We start from the raw sequence: 21,346 nt of genomic DNA on the forward strand, positions 1-21,346 counted from the left end.
CACCCGGCATTAGCTTACAGAGCCTGATGCTTAGTCTCGTGCGTCAGCAGCAGCGCAATCAGCGTCAGTGCTGCCATGGCCGCCAGATAGACGCCCACGTAGAACAGACCATAGTTCGCCTGCAGCCAGGTAGCGATATACGGCGCAACGGAGGCGCCCAGAATAGAGGCAACGTTGTAGGAGAACGACGCGCCTGTATAACGCACTTCCGTCGGGAACAGCTCCGGCAGTAGCGCACCCATCGGGCCGAAGGTCAGGCCCATCAGGCTCAGGCCAATCAGCAGATACGCCATCACCAGTGCAGGGCTACCGGAACCCAACAGCGGCGGGAAGACGAACAGCGCGAACAGAATAATCAGCGTGGTGATCACAATCATGCTTGAGCGGCGACCAAACTTATCCGCCAGCAGACCCGCAATCGGCACCATCACGCCAAAGCCAATCACCGCCATCATCAGCATCCACAGCACTTCGTTACGCGGCAGACCCAGACCCACCGGCGCGGCGGCGGTGCTGTACGTCATTGAGTAGACGGTCATGATGTAGAACAGCGTATACGTCGCCAGCATGATAAAGGTGCCCAGCACGGTCACGCGGACGTGTTTGGTCAGCAGCGTTCCCAGCGGCACTTTTACCTGTTTTTTCGCTGCCGCGACTTTGGCAAAGACCGGCGTTTCGTGCAGAGAGACGCGCACATACAGACCAATCAGCACCAGTACGGCAGAGAAGACAAACGGAATACGCCAGCCCCAGCTCATGAACTGTTCATCCGTCAGCAGCCAGGAGAGCAGCAGGAAGGTGCCGTTCGCGAAGAAGAAGCCAATCGGTGCGCCCAGTTGTGGAAATGAGCCATACAGCGCACGCTTGCGCGCCGGGGCGTTCTCGGTGGCCAGCAGCGCCGCGCCACCCCATTCACCGCCCAGGCCCAGACCCTGACCAAAACGCGCCAGCGCCAGCAGAACCGGTGCCAGAATGCCGATGGTTTCATAGGTTGGCAGCAGACCGATGGCCACGGTGGAGATCCCCATCGTCAGCAGCGACGCCACAAGCGTCACTTTGCGGCCAACGCGATCGCCAAAGTGACCAAAGACCGCTGAACCAATTGGACGCGCCACGAAGGCGATAGCAAAGGTTGCCAGAGACTGTAGCGTTGCCGCCGTCGGGTCGCCCTGCGGGAAGAAAATATGCGGGAAGACGATAACCGCTGCGGTGGCATAAATATAAAAGTCGAAGAACTCAATGGCGGTGCCAATCAGCGATGCGACGACAACTTTGTTACGCGAGTTGACCGGAACGTTTTCCGCCCCTTCGTTAAGTGTTGTGGCTGTTGCTTGCATAATATTTTCTTATTTTTGGACGAACGAAAGGCCATATTACGCATAGCAAAAGCGACATTTCAATCTGTAACAAAGTCGCGAGGCGGTGATAAAAGCAACAAAAAGCGGATAATTTTCAGACCAGCGAAATACCTTCCATGAAATGCTTCACACTTTTCAAATATTAGTGATTAAAACTGGTTTTTGGTTAAATAAAAGTTACGGTCTGGATTTATATGCTGAAATGATTGGTCGGGCTGAAATATCAGCCCGACAGGGGGCTTAGCGGTGGGTTTTTCCCGGCATGCGCGGGTCATCTTTATACTCGGCAGTGGCGATCCACGCCGCACAGAACAACGTCAGGCGAGCGAAGAAGTAGAAGAACGCCATCAGCCCCAGTACGGAGCCAAACGCCGCGCCGGACGGGGATTTCACCAGCGACGGCAGGGTGTAGGTCATTACGATTTTGATCACCTCAAAGCCAATCGCCGCAATGAGCGTCCCGCGAATGAGCGCTTTCTTACGCGGACGATGGCGCGGCAGGCGCCAGAAGATCCAGAAGAACAGCAGGTAGTTGGCAAAAATGGAGATGGCCAGGCCAATCCCGCGCCATGCGGGCTTCAGCCATTCGATGTAATCAAGATAGAGCGCGGAGATGATCATCTGCTGCGCCGAACCTGCAACGGAAGTGATGGAAAGCGTCACGATCAGCGCCACGAGCAGACCAATCAGCGAGACAAAATCACGAAAATACTTAACCCAAATCTTCTCCTGATCCTGCGGCGTGCGCTCCCACACGTCGCGCGACTGGGCGCGAATGGCTTCACGCAGGTTGCCCATCCAGTTAATGCCGGAATAGAGGGCAATCAGTAAACCGACGATACCAACGGTAGTACGCTGCTGTACGGCGGTATTGATGGTGCTTTTCAGCGTGGAGGCGAGCGTTGGGTCGCTGACGTTAATCAGGATCTTATTGAAAATGTCCTGCAGCAGCGTCGGGTGTGACGCCAGCACAAAACCGGCGGCAGCAAACGACACCATCAGGATCGGGATCATCGATAAGAAAGAAAAGTAAGTAATGGCCGCCCCAAACTGATTCCCCATGCGGTCGTTAAACCGTTCCGTGGCGCGTATCAGGTGCGCAATCATGGGAAGCTGTTGGATCTTTTCTGCCATGCTGGTAACCGTACCCAGCGCTTTGCTGGCTGTCCCAGGCGTTGCGGGCGCTTCAGGCTCGGTTTCCATCTTTTTGATGGGTTCATACTCTAAATGTTGAGTCGGTCGTTGCGGATTGTTTTCCGGCGTCACGCGCATTTTCCTTTTCGTTGAGCTGGATGTGTTTTTAAATTATAGCTTGCGACTAGTCCACGTAAGCTTTCGTGAGTTCAGTTAGCCACTCCATAAACAGATGTACCCGGCGGGAGAGGTTACGGCGGTGAGGATAAATCAGCGAAACGGGCATCGGTTCCGCCCGGTACTGCGGGAGGATCTCAACCAGTTTCTTCGCGCGCAGTAAATCACGTACCCCAACCCGCGGAACCTGAATAATGCCTAACCCCGCAAGGCAGGCAGCCTGGTAGGTCTCCGTGCTGTTGACCGTTAATACACCGCCCGTCTTGACCCACTGCGTCGTGCTGCCGTTATAAAACTCGAAGCCCTGCGGGCGTGTGCCCAGCGTGGCGGCATAGTGGATCACCGCATGTGAAGCCAGATCCTCCAGCGTCTCAGGATAGCCGAAGCGCGTCAGATACGCCGGACTGGCGCAGTTGATGACGGACAGCTTGCCCAGCGGTCGGGCTATCAGCCCTGAATCCTTCAGCGTGCCCACGCGCACCACGCAGTCAAACCCCTCGCGAATCACGTCCACCAGACGGTCGCTGCTGCTGAGTTCCAGTTCGATGCCGGGATACTGTTGCAGAAAGGCGGGCAGTTTGGGGATGACTAAATTTCGCGCAACGCCAACGGGCATATCGACACGCAACCGCCCGCTGATGCTGGAAGGGTCATGAAGGAACATGCTGTCCAGTTCGTCGAGGTTTGCCAGCAGATCTTTTGTGCGTTCGTAATAGACCATCCCATCCTGCGTCAGGCTGACGCGACGGGTGGTACGGTGCAATAGCTGGGTGCCCAGCTGGTTTTCCAGCGCCTGGATTTGCCGCGAAACGCTGCCCTTTGGCAGGCTCAGCGTCTCCGCCGCGCGGGAAAAACTCTCCAGTTCTGCGACACGGATGAACAATTGCATTGCGTGAATTTTATCCATAGGCGGCGCTCATTGTTGTTCTTAATGAAACAGTGAAGCGTTATCCACTGTCTTTATTGATTTTCTATCACCTAATAAGCTCTTTCTCAATCTCCATAACAGCCGAAACGAGGTTTCTCATGAGTGAACGTATTGCATTAGTGACCGGTGGTAGCCGTGGCCTGGGTAAAAACGCGGTTTTGAAGCTGGCGGCAGAAGGGACGGGGATCATCCTGACCTATAACAGCAGCGAGCGGGAAGCGCAGAACGTCGTGCGTGAAATTGAGCAAAAAGGGGTTAAGGCGGTGGCATTACAGCTTAACGTCGGCGAAATCTCCACTTTCGGTGACTTTGCTAAAAAAGTGCAGGAAAGCCTGAAGACGGTCTGGCAACGTGACACCTTTGATTATTTATTAAACAACGCGGGCACGGGTTTATATGCACCCTATACCGAGACGACGGAAGCTCAGTTTGATGACGCAATGAACATCCACTTTAAAGGACCTTTCTTCCTGACTCAGACCCTGCTGCCTCTGATAAAGGATGGTGGGCGCATTCTGAACGTCTCCAGTGGTCTGGCCCGTTTCACCCAGCCGGGCTCGGGTACCTATGCGGCGATGAAAGGGGCGATGGAAGTCCTGACCCGTTATCAGGCGAAAGAGCTGGGCGCGCGCGGGATCGCCGTCAACATTATTGCCCCCGGCGCGATTGAAACCGACTTTGGCGGCGGACGCGTGCGTGACAACGCCGAGCTTAATCAACTGCTGGCGTCGCAGACGGCGCTGGGTCGCGTGGGCCTTCCGGACGACATTGGCGATGCCATTGCCGCCCTGCTTAGCGACAAACTGGGCTGGATGAACGCGCAACGTATTGAAGTGTCAGGCGGTATGTTCCTCTAAGCCGCACGCTTAAGGGGAGGGAACCTCTTAAGGAAATTCTTAAGACAAATGTGTCCAGATACGGGTAGATATAAAGAAAACGGGTGGATTTGTAACCTCTCCATTCATTGAGTTTTTTCTCAAATAATGCCTCTGTAGAATCCCCCCTCGCTATTCTCAGAGGGAGAAAAACGATGCGAGTAATCATGTTTGACAGGCAGTCGATATTTATTCATGGAGCGATACAGAGTCTGCAAAAGTTAATTCCGGAAATAGATATGACGGGGACCAGTCAGGCTGATGAATTATGGGCGCAGTTGTCCGCGTCACCCGCCGCTATCGTGATGATTGACGGGAATTTAATTCAGAAAGAGGGCATCGCTTTCCTGGAGGAAATCATACATCGCTTCCCGGCACTCCGTGTGGTGATGGTTCTGGCGAAAAAAGAGAGCCGATGGATCGAACAGGTGAAGCAGCGAAACGTGATGGCGATTATTCCCCGCAATGCGAACCCGGAGCGATTCGCCGCCGTGCTGGATTCCGTGTCCAGAGGGATGATCTGTTTTCCCGGGGAGTGGCTCAGGCAGCAGGCTTCGCAGGAGGCATTATTAATGCTAAGCGAGCGTCAGCGTGAAGTGTTGAAACGCCTGGCTGCCGGGGAGTCAAATAAGGAAATTAGCCGCAGCCTGAATATCAGCGCGGCAACGGTAAAAGCACATCTGGAAGCGCTTTTCCGTCGGCTGGATGTCAAAAACAGAACGCAGGCGGCCATGTACTACACCCGCTCAACGGCCTGAAGCAGCGCTTTCGCCAGGGGTGTCTCACCGAAGCTGAATATCATTAATATCAGTGCGTCATGCTGCTGTTGGGTTAAGGGGAACGTCACATTTTTCCGCAGCAGCGCCTCGCATAATTGCAAATCGCCGTGGAGTAAATATTCTGCCTCGATGGGGGTGATAAGACGGCGAAAATCTTCCCGCGGGTGGATGACGTGACCATATCCGATAACCCATATTCCGTTTATGTCACGATATTTCTCCAGGGAAAGCCCCTGATTTTTTTTAATTAACGCAATCGCAGCAGACGATATCTTTAGCGTAGAACCTGGCATATTCGTTTCCTCTTAATGGCAACACTGTAGAGGAAACGACGCGGGAGAAATATCCGCCAAATGGCTATTGCTCAGGGATTATTATTCAGATATTCATGCTTCAATAAGCCAAATAGCCAGTCATTTTGCCATTGACCGCCAAGGTAATAATTCTCGCGCAGTTCGCCTTCAAGTTGAAAACCTGTTTTTTCCAGTACACGCTTTGACGCGATATTTCCCGCCGTGACGGTGGCGGTAAGCCGACGAATACCGCCCTGAAGAAAGGCATAATCGCAAAGCGCCCGCAGCGATTCGAAGCCGTAACCTTTCCCGTGTGCCGCAGGTGCGAAAAGGAATCCGACTTCGGCACAATCTTCTTCCCGATGAATGTAACCCGTGACGCCCAGCGGAGCCTGCGAGGCCGTATCACGCACGGTGAGGCAAAGCCAGTGCGCGCTGCCCGGCGACCATGGGACGAGACGAGAATCGAACGCGGCGCGGATTTCTGCCAGAGGGCGGTTTTCCGCCACAAAGCGCATCACGTTGGGATCGTGCTGTAGCGCGAGAAAAAATGGCCAGTCCTCCTCGTGCAGCGGTGAACAGGTGAGACGCGCGGTCGTTAATACGGGCATTCAGATTCTCCTGAAACATTTTAAATGATTATAAGGTTGTCACTTTATTTCAACAGAAAGTCAGGTATGTTTAACGTCGTATAAATAAAAGAAAAAAAGGCTGTTTCATGCCTGGCCCAGGCGTTTTCATTGTCTCTGAAGGAATACAATGACTCTCAGCACATCACACCCCATTCGCGAACAGTTTGAACACTGTCTTGCGGTTATTCGTCAGGCGTCAGTCGAAATTCTGCTCCTGCTGAATGTACATGCTTCTGAAGGAAAAGATCCACGCTGGTTTCTGGAACAGCTGGACAGTGCCCGCTTAGGTCTGGGGGGATGGACTGCTGTTGCGAAGCAACTCAACCTGAACGACGCTGAAATGTCGACATTTACGCTACAGCTGCGCCTGCTGCAGCAGCGCGTGCCTCAGTATGAAAGCGGGCAGGATGTCACTGAAAACCAGCTGATTGCGGCGATGCGGTTTGTGACGACTCTGGAGCATCTTCGTCTCCAACAGCCTCTTTTGACTTACAACACCGAGCTGGCGCACGACAGCGAAATCCAACAGCAGCAGGCGCTTAAGCAGGTGCGTGCTATCGAATTGATGATGAAGGGGCTGATCCAGCAGGCGTGGCCCGATCAGGTGCGGCTCAATAACCATCTCAAGACCCTGTTTAATGCCGATCGCGTTCGTCGCTGGCTGAAGCTGGGCGACATTAACGATGTGTTGAGCGGCATGATGTTCAGCGAGCTGGCGCAGCTGCTGGTGGATAAAAAAGAATTTAGCCGTTACTACGCGTCACTGTTTAGCGATCCCGCCATGCTGACGCTGCTGGTGGAGCCGCGCATCACCCTGCAAACCTTCCTTGATGACATCCGACAAATCCGCAACAGTATTACCGTGCAGCGGGCATTAAGTTCCGCGCAAATCCTGCTTCTCGATCGCTACTATACGCAAGTCACCCGACCCGTTCAGCGCGCGTTTGAAGAGGGAAGAACGCGCGTCAATCCGGCGGGATTACTGGCCGTGGATGCCAGCGAACTGCATGCATACTGGGAAAAGGCGCAGAAAATGGACCGGGTCACGGGCGGCGATCTGTTCGAGGTGCGTGACAGCATTGAAAAGCCCACCCAGCGCGCGCCGCGAACGCCTGAACAGCGCGAGCAGCTCATTTCCGGCGTGCTGTGGGGCGCGGTTGGCGTCATGGTTATCGCGATTATTGCCGGGGGCGTCTGGCTTGTGACCAGCGGCAAACAGCAGCACGTCGCGGCGAGTGCCGCAGCCACGTCTCCAGTAGAGGAGATGCGTGAAACGCCTTCCTCGCGTGAGACGCTGACGCGCATGGGCGTTACCTGGGACGAGAATAATTTCCGTTCAGCCATCAACCGCAATGACACTCGCGTGGCGCTGCTTTTCTTGCAGGGTGGCATGGACTGGAAGCTCTCCTGGACGGAAGAGGCGATGTCATCAGACCATGACGACGTGCTGGAACTGATGCTGCGTTATCGGCAAAACATGGTGGAAGAGAAGCCGTGCCGTCGTTTTATCAACACGCTCAGCCACGCGATGGCGAACGGTGAGTCTCTGACGTCAACGCGTAAAGACTATTTAAAAGCGTTTTGCACCGTACCCGCTGTTGTGAAGCGCCAGCAGCACGACGCGGATATGGCGAAGCGCCGTGCGCAGGCACAGCCGGGCTCTGAAACGAAAAAATGGCAGTCTATTCAGACCGCCATTTATGAGGTGATTCGCTGATTGTGTCTCCCTCTCCCGCAGGGCTGAGGAATGCTCAGTAATGTTTAAACAGAAGCAATAAAGTTGTTTCAGAACGATTGAAGGCTTTCAGCGATGCTCTGGTCCGGCTGTAAATCGCTGAGGCGTTTCCTGCAGGCCGGGGCGAGGCGCAGGGATGCGCCGAGAGGGCGGGCTTTACAGGGATGTTACCTCCGCCCGTCCCCGATAAGCCGGAAGGAATAAGCCGAGGGGACCGCGAAGCGGCGATTTACCGCCGGGAGCCCGGGTCGCCAGGGTGGTGGCGACTGAGCCACCCTGGCACGTTCACCGGTCATGTCGTTACAGAGTAGCAAGGAACATAAAGTGAACGGAATGACCGCCAGAGTCGTATGTTCCCCCTCACCCCAGCCCTCTCCCTCAAGGGAGAGGGGGTCGTTCGTGCAGGCATTATTTTTTGGGGAACCCTCAGCCCACAGGGAGAGGGCCGGGGTGAGGGCACCTAACCGCACCCCGCTTAAGGCTCCCCATACAGCCCAATCAGCCGCCGCACTACGCCGTTCGTCCAGCCGAAGCCGTCCTGAAGCGGGTACTCCCCACCCCCACCTTCACGCGGCGTGCTGCTGGCGATGTGGTACTTCTCAATTAGCTTGTGGTGCGTCTTGTAGAAGTGGTTCACCGTGTGCAGCCAGCTCCAGGCGATCTCGTCGCCCAGCGAGTCGTTGCCATACTGCTTGAACCCCTGAATCGCCATCCACTGCAGCGGTGCCCAGCCGTTGGGTTTATCCCACTGCTCGCCGGTTTCGTACTCGGTCGCCAGAATTCCGCCCGGCGTCAGCAGCCGCGCTTTCACCGCATCAGACACGCGTTCAGCCTGCTCATGAGTCGCCATCCCGACATACAGCGGCACGATGCTCGCCGCGGAGAAGAGGGACATGACTTCACGTCGCCAGTCATAATCCCGATAACAGCCGTTCTCTTCATCCCATAAATAGCGGTTAACCGCCGCGCGGCGATCGCTGGCTTTCTGGCGGAACAGGTCGGCCGTCTCTTTATCTCCTTTCGATGCCGAGATATTGGCGATCGCGCTTTCCAGCTTGAACAGGAAGGCGTTCAAATCGATAGGGATAAACTGGGTGGTGCGAATGCTGGCAAGCCTGCCCGGCTCGCGCAGCCAGCGGGAGGAGTAATCCCAGCCAGACGCCGCCCCGGCGCGTAAATCGCGGTAAACCTCATTCGGCGGACGGCCAGAGTGGCGCGCCGTCTCCACGTCCTCGATCCACGATTCGTCGCGCGGCGTGTCGCGGTCATCCCAGTAACGGTTAAGCAGTGAGCCATCCGGCATACGCACCGCACTGCGGTAGGCCTGGTTAAGCAGCAGCGACTCGGCCCCGTCCATCCAGAAGGCGTGCTCCATCTTCAGGTGTTCAAGATAACGCTTCGCGCCGCGCACCCCGTCCTCCTCAAACAGCTCCACCATCAGGGCAAATACGGGCGGCTGGGAGCGGCTGAGATAGTAGGTACGGTTACCGTTCGGGATATGGCCGTAGCGTTCAATCAGCCACGCAAAGTTGTCCGCCATACATTTCAGCAGATCGTTACGGCCACTCTCCGCCAGCCCCAGCATGGAGAAGTACGAATCCCAGTAGTACGTCTCGCTGAATCGCCCGCCGGGGACGATATACGCCTGCGGCAGCGCCAGCAGGGACGACCAGGGAATATGATCCTGCGGTTCGCGCGTCAGCACGGGCCACAGGTTATCAATGTGCTCTTTCAGGGAAAGACCGGGGTCGGAAACGTATTCCGTCCCGTAGGTTTCCGGCATCCAGAAGTGGTTCTCCACAAAGCGTGCCAGGTCAAAATCACGATGGCGACGCACTTTGCGGTAGCGGATCAGGATATCCAGCGGGTCCATCTTCGGGGCGCAGTCGGGGAAGGTTTTGCTGTCCGCAAACAGCCTTGATGACTGCACGTGTTCGAAGAGTTCAAGGTAGCGGTCGGCAGGCGTCAGGGCGTCGGAGGCCGGCAGCCCCTCGATCATTTCCGGTTCCGGCTCCGCCTCAATCATCTCATCCAGTTTCAACTCGCAGGGATCGGTCTCGTAGCGCAGCTCTTCTTCAATCCCAAATTCGATGTTCTCGGTAGCCTGTATCTTCTGGTTGAACATGGTGATAAGGACCTCCGGTTGTGTGTTCTTAAAGACAGGTTTTTCCGGGCGTCCTATAAGCGTAGACACTCGCTTCGGTAGAAGGGTAGGGATATGTGCGGTAGATCACTCTTTTCGGAGCATTCGTTTTGCAACGATTAATGAATGTTAAAAAAATGCCCCTCAGGAGAGGGGCATCAGGATTAACGCATGGTCACAAACTCTTCCGCCGCCGTCGGGTGGATCGCCACGGTGTTATCGAAATCTTTCTTCGTTGCGCCCATCTTCAGCGCCACCGCAAAGCCCTGCAGGATCTCGTCCATGCCGAAGCCGATGCCGTGGATACCGACAATCTTCTCTTCCGGGCCTACACACACCAGCTTCATGCGGCACGGCTGACGGTGAGAGGTGACGGCGGTGTACATCGCGGTAAACGCCGATTTATACACTTTTACCTGGTCGTCGCCGTACTGCTCGCGTGCCTGCGGCTCGGTTAAGCCGACGGTGCCGATTGGCGGGTGGCTGAAGACCACGGTTGGGATAAGGTTGTAATCCAGATGCTCGTCTGGCTTGTTGTTAAACAGGCGCTCGGAGAGACGACGGCCCGCCGCAACGGCAACCGGCGTAAGCTCAACGGCTCCGGTGTTATCGCCGACCGCGTAAATGCCAGGCACGCTGGTGTTCTGGAACTTATCAACGACGATGTAACCTTTATCGTTGGTTTTCACGCCCGTTACAGCCAGGTTGAAGTTATCGTTCGCCGGTTCACGACCGATCGCCCAGATCAGGCAGTCGACGGTCTGGCTGCGGCCATCTTCCAGCTCCAGGGTCAGGCTGCCGTCCGCATTTTTCACCACCGCTTTTGGTACGGCATTAGTGTGCAGGGTCGGGCCTTCGGTGTTCATCACTTCGACCAGGGTATCGACAATCAGCGGGTCAAAGCTGCGCAGCGGCGCGTGTTTACGCACGAACAGGTGCGCCTCAGCGCCCAGGCCGTTAATCACCCCGGCCAGTTCCACCGCGATGTAACCCGCGCCAACAACGGCAACGCGTTTTGGCAGGGCTGGCAGCTCGAAGAAACCGTCGGAGTCGATGCCGTATTCCACGCCCGGGATGTTCGGGTGGCTCGGACGGCCGCCGGTGGCGATCAGGATGTGATCGGCAGTGATCGTCTCACTGTTCACTTCGATCGTTTTCGCGTCCACAAAGCGGGCGAAACCGCGGATCACGTCGACGTTATTTTTGCCCAGCACGTTGTCGTACGAGGTGTGAATGCGGTCGATGTAGGCGGTACGGCTGGCGATCAGCTTGTCCCAGTCGAAGTTATTGATGGTAGTGTCAAAGCCGTAGTCCGGACCGTACATATGGATAGCTTCACGGATTTGCGCCGCATGCCACATCACTTTTTTCGGTACACAACCCACGTTCACGCAGGTGCCGCCCAGCGCTTTGGCTTCAATCAGCGCACACTTCTGGCCGTACATGGCCGCACGGTTGATCGAGGCGATGCCGCCGCTGCCGCCGCCGATTGCGATGTAGTCATAATGCTTAGTCATAGCTTTTGTCCTTAATCGTGAATTGCCGCGATTGTATACCTGAAATCAATAGTTTCCACCGATGGCTGCGATTACTCCGGTACGATCCAACTGACGGTGGCGTGGCCCGTACCCGCTGGCACCAGCGTTTTGTGCAGCCACGGCAGCACGTTGTTCATCTGCGCTTCGAGCTTCCACGGCGGGTTGATCACAATCATCCCGGAGGCGGTCATGCCGCGCTGATCGCTGTCCGGGCGTACCGCCAGCTCAATCTGCAGGATTTTGCGGATGCCGGTCGCTTCCAGGTCTTTGATCATGCGCTTGATTTGCGCGCGCAGCACCACCGGATACCACAGGGCGTATGTCCCGGTGGCAAAGCGTTTGTAGCCTTCGTGGATGCCGGTCACCACCGCCTGATAGTCGGTTTTGATTTCGTACGGCGGGTCGATCAGCACCAGGCCGCGACGGGAAACCGGCGGCAACTTGGCTTTCAGCTGCTGGTAGCCGTCGGCTTTTTCCACGCGGGCGCGATTATCTTTCTGGAATTCAGAACGCAGCAGCGGGAAGTCGCTTGGGTGCAGCTCGGTTAACTGGATGCTGTCCTGCTCGCGCAGCAGCTGGCGGGCAATCAGCGGGGAGCCCGGGTAATAGCGCAGCTGGCCGTTGCGGTTGAAGTGATTCACCACACCGATGTACGGCTCCAGCTCGGCAGGCAGATCGTCCTGCTGCCAGATGCGGGCGATGCCCTCAAGGTATTCACCGGTACGCTCGGCGTGCTCGCCGCTCAGCTGATAACGGCCCGCACCCGCATGGGTGTCGAGATAGAGAAACGGCTTCTCTTTCTCTTTGAGCGCTTCGATGATCAGGCTCTGAACGGTGTGTTTAAGGACGTCGGCGTGGTTGCCAGCGTGGAAGCTGTGGCGATAACTGAGCATGGGTGAACGTGTTCCAGGTTGTAAACGTAGGCCCGATAAGCGCAGCGCCATCGGGCAAAAATAGAGCGTATCGCCACAGTATACAGAAAAGTTCCCACTGCCGCGAAAGCGCAACGTCTGGCATTGAAATCCTCTACACTTAACCCCATTCTAGATCCCATATGCCCAGCGCCGGATGCGCGCTTCATTCACCTATTTCAACAGGACAGCGTTTATGACCAATCCATTACTGACGCCTTTTTCGTTGCCGCCGTTTTCTAAAATCCTCCCTGAGCATGTGGTTCCAGCCGTTACGCAATCGCTGGACAACTGCCGCGCGGCGGTAGAAAACGTGGTTGCGCAGGGCGCGCCGTACACGTGGGAAAATCTGTGTCAGAAGCTTTCCGAAGTGGACGACGTGCTGGGGCGTATCTTCTCCCCGGTGAGCCACCTGAACTCGGTCAAAAACAGCCCGGAACTGCGCGAAGCCTACGAACAAACCCTGCCGCTGCTCTCTGAGTACAGCACCTGGGTCGGCCAGCACGAAGGACTCTACAAAGCCTACCGCGATCTGCGCGACGGCGACCACTATGCCGAACTGAACACGGCGCAGAAAAAATCGGTCGATAACGCCCTGCGTGATTTCGAACTGTCCGGGATTGGCCTGCCAAAAGAGAAGCAGGTTCGTTACGGCGAAATTGCCGCGCGTCTGTCCGAGCTGGGCAACCAGTACAGCAACAACGTCCTCGACGCCACCATGGGCTGGACGAAGCTGATTACCGACGAAGCGGAGCTGGCGGGTATGCCGGAAAGCGCGCTGGCGGCGGCAAAAGCCCAGGCCGAAGCGAAAGAGCAGGACGGTTTCCTGTTAACGCTGGATATCCCAAGCTATCTGCCGGTGATGACCTACTGCGACAACCAGGCCCTGCGTGAAGAGATGTACCGCGCCTACAGCACTCGCGCCTCCGATCAGGGGCCGAATGCCGGTAAATGGGACAACAGCCCGGTGATGGCGGAAATCCTCGCGTTGCGCCACGAGCTGGCACAGCTGCTGGGCTTCGACAGCTACGCCGATAAATCCCTCGCCACCAAAATGGCGGAGAACCCGCAGCAGGTACTCGACTTCCTGACCGATCTGGCGAAACGCGCCCGTCCTCAGGGTGAGAAAGAGCTGGCCCAGCTGCGCGCCTTTGCGAAAGCGGAGTTCGGCGTGGACGAGCTGCAGCCGTGGGACATCGCTTACTACAGCGAAAAACAGAAACAGCACCTCTACAGCATCAGCGACGAGCAGCTGCGCCCGTACTTCCCGGAAAACAAAGCCGTTAACGGCCTGTTCGAAGTGGTGAAACGCATCTATGGCATCACCGCGAAAGAGCGTACCGATATCGACGTCTGGCATCCGGACGTGCGCTTCTTCGAACTGTATGACGAGAAAAACGAACTGCGCGGCAGCTTCTACCTTGACCTGTACGCGCGTGAGAACAAGCGCGGCGGGGCGTGGATGGACGACTGCGTGGGCCAGATGCGTAAAGCCGACGGCTCCCTGCAGAAGCCGGTCGCCTACCTGACCTGTAACTTCAACCGTCCGGTGAGCGGCAAGCCTGCGCTCTTCACCCACGATGAAGTGATTACCCTGTTCCACGAGTTCGGTCACGGTCTGCACCACATGCTGACCCGCATCGAAACCGCAGGCGTGGCGGGCATCAGCGGGGTGCCGTGGGATGCGGTCGAGCTGCCAAGCCAGTTTATGGAAAACTGGTGCTGGGAGCCGGACGCGCTGGCGTTTATCTCCGGCCACTATGAAACCGGCGAACCGCTGCCGAAGGAGCTGCTGGATAAAATGCTGGCGGCGAAAAACTACCAGGCGGCGATGTTCATCCTGCGTCAGCTGGAGTTCGGCCTGTTCGATTTCCGCCTGCACGCGGAGTTCAGCCCGGAGCAGGGGGCGAGAATCCTCGACACCCTGGCCGAGATCAAAAAGCAGGTTGCCGTTATTCCAGGGCCAACCTGGGGCCGCTTCCCGCATGCCTTCAGCCACATCTTTGCTGGCGGTTACGCGGCGGGCTACTACAGCTACCTGTGGGCCGACGTGCTGGCGGCAGATGCCTTCTCTCGCTTCGAAGAGGAGGGGATCTTCAACCGCGAAACCGGCCAGTCATTCCTCGACAACATCCTGACCCGCGGCGGTTCTGAAGAGCCAATGGTGCTGTTCAAACGCTTCCGCGGATGCGAGCCGCAGCTGGATGCGATGCTTGAGCATTACGGGATCAAAGGCTGATTGTTACGTGAAGATCTGCTTAGTAGATGAAACGGGCGCCGGAGACGGCGCCTTATCTGTTCTGGCGGCCCGCTGGGGGCTGGAGCATGATGAAGAAAACCTGATGGCGCTGGTGATGACGTCAGCGCACCTTGAACTGCGCAAGCGCGATGAACCGAAGCTCGGCGGGATTTTTGTCGACTTTGTCGGCGGCGCGATGGCGCACCGGCGCAAGTTCGGCGGCGGTCGCGGCGAGGCGGTGGCTAAAGCGGTCGGCATCAAAGGGAGCTATCTTCCGGACGTGGTCGATGCCACGGCGGGGTTAGGGCGTGATGCCTTTGTGCTGGCCTCTGTCGGCTGTCACGTGCGGATGCTGGAGCGTAATCCGGTGGTCGCTGCGCTGCTCGACGACGGGCTGGCGCGAGGCTATGCGGACCCGGAAATCGGCTCGTGGCTGCAGGCGCGTTTGCAGCTGATTCACGCCTCCAGTCTGACGGCGCTGACGGATATTACGCCGCGTCCGCAGGTGGTCTATCTCGACCCGATGTTCCCGCATAAGCAGAAAAGCGCGCTGGTGAAGAAAGAGATGCGGGTGTTTCAGTCGCTGGTGGGGCCGGATTTAGATGCAGATGGCCTGCTGGAGCCTGCCCGTCAGCTTGCAACGAAGCGGGTGGTGGTGAAGCGCCCGGACTATGCGCCGCCGCTGGCGGACGTTGCCACGACCAATGCGGTGACCACCAAAGGGCACCGGTTTGATATTTATTCGGGAACGCCAGAATAAAAAAGCCGGGTGGCGGCTTCGCCTTACCCGGCCTACGTTCAGTGCCATTTGTAGGCCCGGTAAGCGTTAGCGCCACCGGGCTTTTTTGCACTTACTCGTCTTCTTCGTCACGCAGCGGAACAATCAGCATATCCACGTGAACGGTGTTAATCAGCTGGCGTGCTGAAGACATCAGCTTGCTCCAGAAGTCCTGATGGTGACCGCAAACCACCAGGTCCATGTCGTATTTCTTGATCGCATCAACCAGCACCTGGCCCAGGTCGCCGCTACCGCTCAGGGTTTCGGTGATTGGATAGCCCGCGTTGGTGGACAGTTCGCTCAGCGCATGGTGAGTCTCTTCGGAGATGCGTTTCTGCATATCGCCAAGATTAACGTCGATCAGACCGGTGTAAAGGTCGGAGTAGTTCACATCAACGTGAATCAGCGAAACTTTCGCGTTGTAGGGACGTGCCATGGATACCGCTTTATCTACCAGCACTTTGCTCTCCGGGGAGAGGTCTACCGCGATGAGAATGTGTTTGTAAGCCATAGTGTTACTCCTTCCTTAAGTTATCGATGACTAAATGAGAATGCCGTCGTCTGATACATTCATTACGGCCCAGTTAAACATATTTTTCAAGCTTTGGTGTTGATAACGATTAACCTTGTGGCAAAAAAATTAACGGATCTCCTACACTATTTAATGAACCGTTCGGATATTAAAACGCGAACCGGATCGATTTTTGGTCATTCTTTCACTGAACTGTCTGTCAGGGCATTGGAGTGCGGTAGCTCAGAAGCCTTGCTTCGTGGGCGGACGCCGGGGAGGATGTATGATTAGCACCGTCGCATTGTTTTGGGCGTTATGCGTAGTTTGCATAGTGAATATGGCGCGCTACTTCTCATCGTTACGTGCGCTGTTAGTAGTACTTCGTGGTTGCGATCCGTTGCTTTATCAGTATGTGGACGGTGGAGGGTTCTTCACCTCGCATGGACAGCCCAGCAAACAGATGCGTCTGGTGGGATACATCTACTACCAGCGTTACCGCGATCATCACGATGAAGAGTTTATCCGTCGTTGCGAGCGTCTGCGTCGTCAGTTCATTTTGACCAGTGCCCTGTGCGGGCTGGTCGTGGTCAGTATGATTGCATTGATGATTTGGCACTGAGCATAAAAAAAGCGGGTCAGTTTCCTGACCCGCTTTTTTATCGCCTTCACCGATTAAATCAGCTTCAGCGAAATCCAGTACAAACCGCCAGACAGCAGGATGGATGCCGGGAGTGTAAACACCCAGGCCATCAGAATGTTGGTCACGGTTTTGCGCTGCAGACCGCCGCCGTCAACAATCATGGTACCTGCCACGGACGAGGAGAGTACGTGGGTGGTGGATACTGGCATACCGGTGTAGCTCGCCAGACCGATAGAAACCGCCGCCGTCATCTGCGCAGACATACCCTGCGCATAGGTCATGCCTTTCTTACCGATCTTCTCGCCGATGGTGGTCGCCACACGACGCCAGCCAATCATTGTACCGATACCCAGTGCCAGCGCGACGGCCATGATGATCCAGATTGGCGCGTACTCAATGGTGTTGAGCATATCGCTTTTCAGTTTCTTCAGCAGACGTTTGTCGTCAGCATTCACTTCTGGCAGCTTCGCGACTTTATCCGTCACGTCAGAGATGCAGAGCATGATGCGACGCAGCTGACCACGCTGTTCAACAGCCAGTTTGTCGTAGCTTTCGATGTCGCCCAGCATGCCTTTGGCACGTTCCAGCGCGTTAATCGCGTTTGCCGGATGGCAGTGGAACTCGCCCGGCGCGGTGGTGGCACCCGCTTCAGGAGACGGAATCAACTGGTCAACGCCGGTCGCTTTCTTCAACAGGGCAGGATGCTGCTGGAAGTACACTTCGACGTTGTTAATTGCATCACGGGTACGGGTGATTTCGTAACCGGAGGCGTTCATGTTGACCACGAAACCCGCCGGTGCGACGCCAATCAGTACCAGCATCACCAGACCAATCCCTTTCTGACCATCGTTCGCGCCGTGAGAGAACGCCACGCCGATAGCGGAAATGATCAGGGCAATACGCGTCCAGAATGGCGGCTTTTTCTTGCCGTCTTTCTTCTCACGCTCTGCTGGCGTCAGGTGGATACGCGCACGTTTTTTCGTGTTGCTCCAGTAGCGACGCAGGATGAAAATTAATCCACCCGCAACCACCAGACCCACGATAGGAGAGATGATCAAAGAGCCAAAAATCCCCAACACTTTCGGGATGTTCAGCGCATCAACAACGGACGTCCCGGTCATCAGGGCATTGGTTAACCCGATACCGATAATCGCGCCGATGAGAGTGTGAGAACTGGATGCAGGCAGGCCGAAATACCAGGTACCGAGGTTCCAGATAATTGCAGCAAGCAGCATTGAGAACACCATAGCAAGGCCATGGCCAGAACTAACGTTGAGAAGCAGATCCGTTGGCAGCATATGCACGATCGCATACGCAACGCTCAGTCCGCCCAGGAGGACACCAAAAAAGTTAAATACCGCCGCCATAACAACCGCAAGCTGCGATCGCATTGCGCGAGTGTAGATAACCGTTGCTACTGCGTTTGCAGTGTCGTGGAAGCCGTTGATCGCTTCGTAAAACAGTACAAAAACCAGAGCAAGCAATAATAAAAGCCCGGTATGTAAATCCAGGCCGGCAAACAAATGTAGCATAGGACGTTACGCCATTTTGAGGACATGAACGCGGCGCATTATCCAGGACAAATGCACGGCGGGCAAAGTGAAATATAGACTTTTTTGACATACCACCTGATTTGGGAAAAGTGCCTGAAAGGATAATCTTTAAATATCAATGAAATGGCTTTGTAATATCTTTTTACGCTGGTGTGACCACAGAGGAAACTTTACAATCCGCGGCAGTTAACGAAGAGGATTTTGACGTGGAAAGGTTTGATGCCGTGGTAATTGGCGCCGGTGCGGCGGGTATGTTTTGTGCGGCAATGGCCGGACAGGCGGGTCGTCGCGTGCTGCTGCTGGATAACGGTAAAAAGCCAGGCCGTAAGATCCTGATGTCCGGCGGAGGGCGCTGCAACTTTACTAATCTGTATGTTGAACCCGCGGCCTATTTGAGCCAAAACCGTCATTTTTGCAAATCTGCGCTGGCGCGTTACACCCAGTGGGATTTTATCGATCTGGTGGGTAAGCACGGCATCGCGTGGCATGAGAAAACGCTGGGCCAGCTGTTCTGCGACGACTCCGCGCAGCAGATTGTCGATATGCTGGTGGCCGAGTGCGAGAAGGGTGGCGTGACAATGCGCCTGCGTACGGAAGTGCTGGAGGTCGCCCGCGACGAGCAGGGTTACAGGCTACAGCTCAACGGTGAAACCGTCAGTGCCGACAGCCTGGTGATCGCCAGCGGCGGCCTGTCGATGCCGGGGCTGGGCGCGTCCCCGTTCGGCTATAAAATTGCCGAACAGTTTGGCCTGAAAGTCTTGCCGACGCGTGCCGGTCTGGTGCCGTTCACGCTGCATAAACCGCTTCTGGAACAGCTCCAGACGCTTTCCGGCGTGTCCGTTCCCTCGGTCATTACCGCCGAAGACGGCATGGTGTTCCGCGAAAACCTGCTCTTTACCCATCGCGGCCTCTCCGGTCCGGCGGTGCTGCAAATCTCCAGCTACTGGCAGCCGGGGGAATTTGTGACGGTAAATCTGGTGCCGGACTGCGATCTGGACGCGTTCCTCAACGAGCAGCGTACCGCGCACCCGAATCAGAGCCTGAAAAATACCCTGGCGATGCAGCTGCCGAAGCGTCTGGTGGAGTGCCTGCAGGTGCTGGGGCAGATCCCCGATGTGTCGCTTAAGCAGCTAAACAGCCGCGAGCAGGACGCGCTGGTCGAGACGCTGACAGCCTGGCGCGTTCAGCCAAACGGCACTGAGGGCTACCGCACGGCGGAAGTGACGCTGGGCGGTGTCGATACGCACGAGCTTTCTTCGCGCACCATGGAAGCACGCAATGTTCCAGGGCTCTACTTCATAGGTGAAGTGATGGACGTCACCGGCTGGCTCGGCGGGTATAACTTCCAGTGGGCGTGGGCCAGCGCCTGGGCGTGCGCGCAGGCGCTGGCAGAGAAACCGTGACGGAAGGGCGTTTCGTGTCGTCCATTTTCGGGCTAGCGGCTGACGGTAAGCGTTCTTTCATCAGCCGTATTCATAACGTCTACAATATTTCTGGCCGCAACGGTTCCCATTTTTATATATGACGCTGCGCTGACGCCGCCAATATGCGGGGAGATAATGATGTTATCGACGCCCTGCCAGATGTGCGGCGCGGTCAGCGGTTCGCTGGTAAAGCTGTCCAGCCCCGCGCTGTGCAGTGTTCCATCCTTTAGCGCTGCGAACAATGACCTGTCGTGAATCAAGCCGCCGCGTGCCGTGTTCACCAGGATAGCGTTTCGCTTAACGTGCGCGAGCGTCTCCGTATTGATCATGCCCCGATTCTCGTCGGTGAGCGGACAATGCAAAGAAATCACATCGGAGCGGGACAGAAGGTCAGTCAGGGTATCAGTGCGCTCGCAGACGGAAGGCATTGATTTAGCGTAGGGATCGTAAGCCAGAACCCGCATACCAAAGACGTGACCCATATTCGCCACTCGCGAGCCAATCGCCCCCAGCCCGATCAGCCCCAGCGTTAGCCCTTCCAGTTCGATGGATTTATGCGTGGCTTTGTCCCAGTGCCCTTCGCGCAGTCGCGTGTCCAGGGACACCACGGATTTGGCGCAGGCGAGAATCAACGCCCAGGCGTGTTCCGCCACCGCCGCTGCGTTTGCCCCCGGCGCGGATCGGACGGCAATGTTACGCTCGGCCGCCGCCGCCTGGTCTATCACATCGATCCCGCTTCCGTGTTTGGAAATAACCTTCAGGGCAGGCGCCGCATCCATGATTTTCGCGGTTATCTTGCCGTAACGTACCAGTATTGCCACCGGGTTATGCTGATCGCAGAGCGCAATAAGCCCATCCTCCGTGGGCTGGCGACCTGCAAACACCACCTCAAAACCCTGCAACATTTCCATGGCCTGCTCCGCCAGGTCGCTTCCGGTAACAATGACTACCTTTTTGTTTGCCATTACAGCGTCTCCCCGTCCGCCAGCATGCCCGCCTTGCGCAGCGCGTCGTTAAGCCAGTGTGGACGTAAATCTCCCTCGCGGATGGCGGCAAGACGTTTAGTCTCCATCTCCAGCTTTCCTTTTGCCAGGGCGATAATCTGCTGAACCTCATCGCGCGGGATCACCACCACGCCGTCGATATCGGCTACCACTAAATCTCCTGCCTGTACCGTCGCGCCGGCAACGGAAATCGGATGGTTAACCCGGCCAGGAATAGACTTTGTCGGGCCGCAGGGATTCAGACCGGCAGAGAAAATGGGATAGTTACCCTTGCTCAGCGTGTCAGCGTCACGCACTGCTCCGTCGATGATGATCCCGGCAATCCCGCTCGCCTGGGCCTGGGTTGCCATAATTTCACCCAGTAGCGCACAGCTCAGATCGCCTTTTCCATCGACGACCAGAACATCCCCGGGTTGGGCAACCGCCATCGCGGCGTGAATGGCCAGATTATCTCCTGGCCGCACCTCAACGGTGACGGCCGGACCCGCAACGGCCATATGCGGTGCCAGCGGCTTGATGCGGCCATGGAGCGTGCCGCGGCGTCCGGCAACATCCGCGAGGATAGCTGCCTGATACTCTGCGGCCTGGCGCACCTCTTCAGCAGAAACGCGTTCGAAGTGGCGATTGATCGTTGGTTTTTCAGAAACGGACATGAATGCCTCCATATTGTTTTACTGTGTACAATGCAGGTGTA

19 protein-coding genes are annotated in these 21,346 nt (G+C 56.4%); 7 read left to right on the top strand and 12 right to left on the bottom strand.

Annotation, left to right across the window (positions count from 1 at the left end; translation table 11 throughout):
* Positions 1–14: 14 nt before the first annotated feature.
* From EXW94_RS09020 to EXW94_RS09030, 3 genes are all read right to left on the bottom strand, one after another.
* Entirely contained in the window at positions 15–1,337 is a 1,323-nt protein-coding gene (locus EXW94_RS09020) for an MFS transporter (RefSeq protein WP_010426025.1), read from the bottom strand.
* A gap of 261 nt (positions 1,338–1,598) precedes the next feature.
* Entirely contained in the window at positions 1,599–2,624 is a 1,026-nt protein-coding gene (gene yhjD / locus EXW94_RS09025; protein ID WP_089598703.1) for an inner membrane protein YhjD, read from the bottom strand.
* 52 nt (positions 2,625–2,676) lie between these two features.
* Positions 2,677–3,576, bottom strand: a complete 900-nt coding sequence (locus EXW94_RS09030) for a LysR family transcriptional regulator (protein ID WP_089598702.1) — start codon at positions 3,574–3,576, stop codon at positions 2,677–2,679.
* Between the two features lie 119 nt (positions 3,577–3,695).
* Between EXW94_RS09030 and EXW94_RS09035 the strand changes: the two genes are divergently transcribed.
* Together EXW94_RS09035 and EXW94_RS09040 are read left to right on the top strand one after the other, a co-directional pair.
* Positions 3,696–4,454, top strand: coding sequence for an SDR family NAD(P)-dependent oxidoreductase (locus EXW94_RS09035; protein ID WP_174339984.1), 759 nt, complete (start codon positions 3,696–3,698; stop codon positions 4,452–4,454).
* A 173-nt stretch (positions 4,455–4,627) separates the two neighbouring features.
* Positions 4,628–5,230 (top strand): helix-turn-helix transcriptional regulator, encoded by a 603-nt coding sequence (locus tag EXW94_RS09040; protein WP_174339985.1) that lies wholly within the window; start codon positions 4,628–4,630, stop codon positions 5,228–5,230.
* Here EXW94_RS09040 and EXW94_RS09045 read toward each other — a convergent pair.
* Together EXW94_RS09045 and EXW94_RS09050 are read right to left on the bottom strand one after the other, a co-directional pair.
* Positions 5,209–5,544: a lysozyme gene (locus tag EXW94_RS09045; RefSeq protein ID WP_126816111.1), complete on the bottom strand. Its 336-nt coding sequence runs from the start codon at positions 5,542–5,544 to the stop codon at positions 5,209–5,211. The two genes, EXW94_RS09040 and EXW94_RS09045, sit on opposite strands and share 22 nt — an antisense overlap.
* A 71-nt stretch (positions 5,545–5,615) precedes the next feature.
* The gene (locus EXW94_RS09050) at positions 5,616–6,155 is read right to left on the bottom strand and encodes a GNAT family N-acetyltransferase (RefSeq protein ID WP_174339986.1); all 540 of its coding nucleotides are present in this window, start codon (positions 6,153–6,155) and stop codon (positions 5,616–5,618) included.
* A 148-nt stretch (positions 6,156–6,303) separates the two neighbouring features.
* On the opposite strand from EXW94_RS09050, the gene EXW94_RS09055 reads away from it, so the two are divergent.
* Positions 6,304–7,893: an STY4199 family HEPN domain-containing protein gene (locus tag EXW94_RS09055; RefSeq protein WP_174339987.1), complete on the top strand. Its 1,590-nt coding sequence runs from the start codon at positions 6,304–6,306 to the stop codon at positions 7,891–7,893.
* A 493-nt stretch (positions 7,894–8,386) separates the two neighbouring features.
* Here the strand turns inward: EXW94_RS09055 and EXW94_RS09060 are convergent, their stop codons facing one another.
* From EXW94_RS09060 to EXW94_RS09070, 3 genes are all read right to left on the bottom strand, one after another.
* On the bottom strand, positions 8,387–10,036 hold the full coding sequence (locus EXW94_RS09060; RefSeq protein WP_174339988.1) for an alpha,alpha-trehalase: 1,650 nt from the start codon (positions 10,034–10,036) through the stop codon (positions 8,387–8,389).
* A 182-nt stretch (positions 10,037–10,218) separates the two neighbouring features.
* Entirely contained in the window at positions 10,219–11,571 is a 1,353-nt protein-coding gene (gene gorA, locus EXW94_RS09065) for a glutathione-disulfide reductase (protein ID WP_174339989.1), read from the bottom strand.
* A gap of 71 nt (positions 11,572–11,642) precedes the next feature.
* A complete protein-coding gene (locus tag EXW94_RS09070; RefSeq protein ID WP_108417662.1) occupies positions 11,643–12,485 on the bottom strand; it encodes a 23S rRNA (adenine(2030)-N(6))-methyltransferase RlmJ in 843 nt (280 codons plus the stop codon).
* Between the two features lie 214 nt (positions 12,486–12,699).
* Between EXW94_RS09070 and prlC the strand changes: the two genes are divergently transcribed.
* Together prlC and rsmJ are read left to right on the top strand one after the other, a co-directional pair.
* On the top strand, positions 12,700–14,742 hold the full coding sequence (gene prlC / locus EXW94_RS09075) for an oligopeptidase A (RefSeq protein ID WP_174339990.1): 2,043 nt from the start codon (positions 12,700–12,702) through the stop codon (positions 14,740–14,742).
* A gap of 7 nt (positions 14,743–14,749) precedes the next feature.
* Entirely contained in the window at positions 14,750–15,502 is a 753-nt protein-coding gene (gene rsmJ, locus EXW94_RS09080; RefSeq protein WP_174339991.1) for a 16S rRNA (guanine(1516)-N(2))-methyltransferase RsmJ, read from the top strand.
* Between the two features lie 91 nt (positions 15,503–15,593).
* On the opposite strand, the gene uspA is transcribed toward rsmJ, so the two are convergent.
* Positions 15,594–16,031, bottom strand: a complete 438-nt coding sequence (gene uspA / locus EXW94_RS09085) for a universal stress protein UspA (RefSeq protein WP_003861223.1) — start codon at positions 16,029–16,031, stop codon at positions 15,594–15,596.
* A 283-nt stretch (positions 16,032–16,314) separates the two neighbouring features.
* On the opposite strand from uspA, the gene uspB reads away from it, so the two are divergent.
* On the top strand, positions 16,315–16,650 hold the full coding sequence (uspB, locus tag EXW94_RS09090) for a universal stress protein UspB (RefSeq protein WP_003861224.1): 336 nt from the start codon (positions 16,315–16,317) through the stop codon (positions 16,648–16,650).
* Positions 16,651–16,703: 53 nt separating this feature from the next.
* Here uspB and pitA read toward each other — a convergent pair whose 3' ends face one another.
* Entirely contained in the window at positions 16,704–18,203 is a 1,500-nt protein-coding gene (pitA, locus tag EXW94_RS09095; protein WP_042717227.1) for an inorganic phosphate transporter PitA, read from the bottom strand.
* A 227-nt stretch (positions 18,204–18,430) separates the two neighbouring features.
* Between pitA and EXW94_RS09100 the strand changes: the two genes are divergently transcribed.
* Positions 18,431–19,627, top strand: a complete 1,197-nt coding sequence (locus tag EXW94_RS09100; RefSeq protein ID WP_174339992.1) for an NAD(P)/FAD-dependent oxidoreductase — start codon at positions 18,431–18,433, stop codon at positions 19,625–19,627.
* Between the two features lie 32 nt (positions 19,628–19,659).
* On the opposite strand, the gene EXW94_RS09105 is transcribed toward EXW94_RS09100, so the two are convergent.
* Positions 19,660–20,613, bottom strand: a complete 954-nt coding sequence (locus tag EXW94_RS09105) for an NAD(P)-dependent oxidoreductase (RefSeq protein ID WP_174339993.1) — start codon at positions 20,611–20,613, stop codon at positions 19,660–19,662.
* Positions 20,613–21,305 carry an RraA family protein gene (locus tag EXW94_RS09110; protein WP_174339994.1) on the bottom strand — a complete coding sequence of 231 codons (693 nt, stop codon included), beginning with the start codon at positions 21,303–21,305 and terminating at the stop codon, positions 20,613–20,615. Before EXW94_RS09110 ends, EXW94_RS09105 begins: the two co-directional genes overlap by 1 nt.
* Positions 21,306–21,346 lie beyond the last annotated feature (41 nt).

The organism is Enterobacter sp. JMULE2, assembly GCF_013337145.1.
In the GTDB taxonomy this organism is placed as follows: Bacteria; Pseudomonadota; Gammaproteobacteria; order Enterobacterales; family Enterobacteriaceae; genus Enterobacter; species Enterobacter mori.

What these genes read in the sequence shown, in the direction of transcription:
- gorA (WP_174339989.1), bottom strand. Translation starts at nt 11,571, where the DNA reads ATGACTAAGCATTATGACTACATCGCAATCGGCGGCGGCAGCGGCGGC.
- EXW94_RS09035 (WP_174339984.1), top strand. Translation starts at nt 3,696, where the DNA reads ATGAGTGAACGTATTGCATTAGTGACCGGTGGTAGCCGTGGCCTGGGT.
- EXW94_RS09110 (WP_174339994.1), bottom strand. Translation starts at nt 21,305, where the DNA reads ATGTCCGTTTCTGAAAAACCAACGATCAATCGCCACTTCGAACGCGTT.
- EXW94_RS09030 (WP_089598702.1), bottom strand. Translation starts at nt 3,576, where the DNA reads ATGGATAAAATTCACGCAATGCAATTGTTCATCCGTGTCGCAGAACTG.
- EXW94_RS09045 (WP_126816111.1), bottom strand. Translation starts at nt 5,544, where the DNA reads ATGCCAGGTTCTACGCTAAAGATATCGTCTGCTGCGATTGCGTTAATT.
- uspA (WP_003861223.1), bottom strand. Translation starts at nt 16,031, where the DNA reads ATGGCTTACAAACACATTCTCATCGCGGTAGACCTCTCCCCGGAGAGC.
- EXW94_RS09060 (WP_174339988.1), bottom strand. Translation starts at nt 10,036, where the DNA reads ATGTTCAACCAGAAGATACAGGCTACCGAGAACATCGAATTTGGGATT.
- pitA (WP_042717227.1), bottom strand. Translation starts at nt 18,203, where the DNA reads ATGCTACATTTGTTTGCCGGCCTGGATTTACATACCGGGCTTTTATTA.
- EXW94_RS09050 (WP_174339986.1), bottom strand. Translation starts at nt 6,155, where the DNA reads ATGCCCGTATTAACGACCGCGCGTCTCACCTGTTCACCGCTGCACGAG.
- prlC (WP_174339990.1), top strand. Translation starts at nt 12,700, where the DNA reads ATGACCAATCCATTACTGACGCCTTTTTCGTTGCCGCCGTTTTCTAAA.
- EXW94_RS09040 (WP_174339985.1), top strand. Translation starts at nt 4,628, where the DNA reads ATGCGAGTAATCATGTTTGACAGGCAGTCGATATTTATTCATGGAGCG.
- EXW94_RS09070 (WP_108417662.1), bottom strand. Translation starts at nt 12,485, where the DNA reads ATGCTCAGTTATCGCCACAGCTTCCACGCTGGCAACCACGCCGACGTC.
- EXW94_RS09020 (WP_010426025.1), bottom strand. Translation starts at nt 1,337, where the DNA reads ATGCAAGCAACAGCCACAACACTTAACGAAGGGGCGGAAAACGTTCCG.
- EXW94_RS09055 (WP_174339987.1), top strand. Translation starts at nt 6,304, where the DNA reads ATGACTCTCAGCACATCACACCCCATTCGCGAACAGTTTGAACACTGT.
- uspB (WP_003861224.1), top strand. Translation starts at nt 16,315, where the DNA reads ATGATTAGCACCGTCGCATTGTTTTGGGCGTTATGCGTAGTTTGCATA.
- EXW94_RS09105 (WP_174339993.1), bottom strand. Translation starts at nt 20,613, where the DNA reads ATGGCAAACAAAAAGGTAGTCATTGTTACCGGAAGCGACCTGGCGGAG.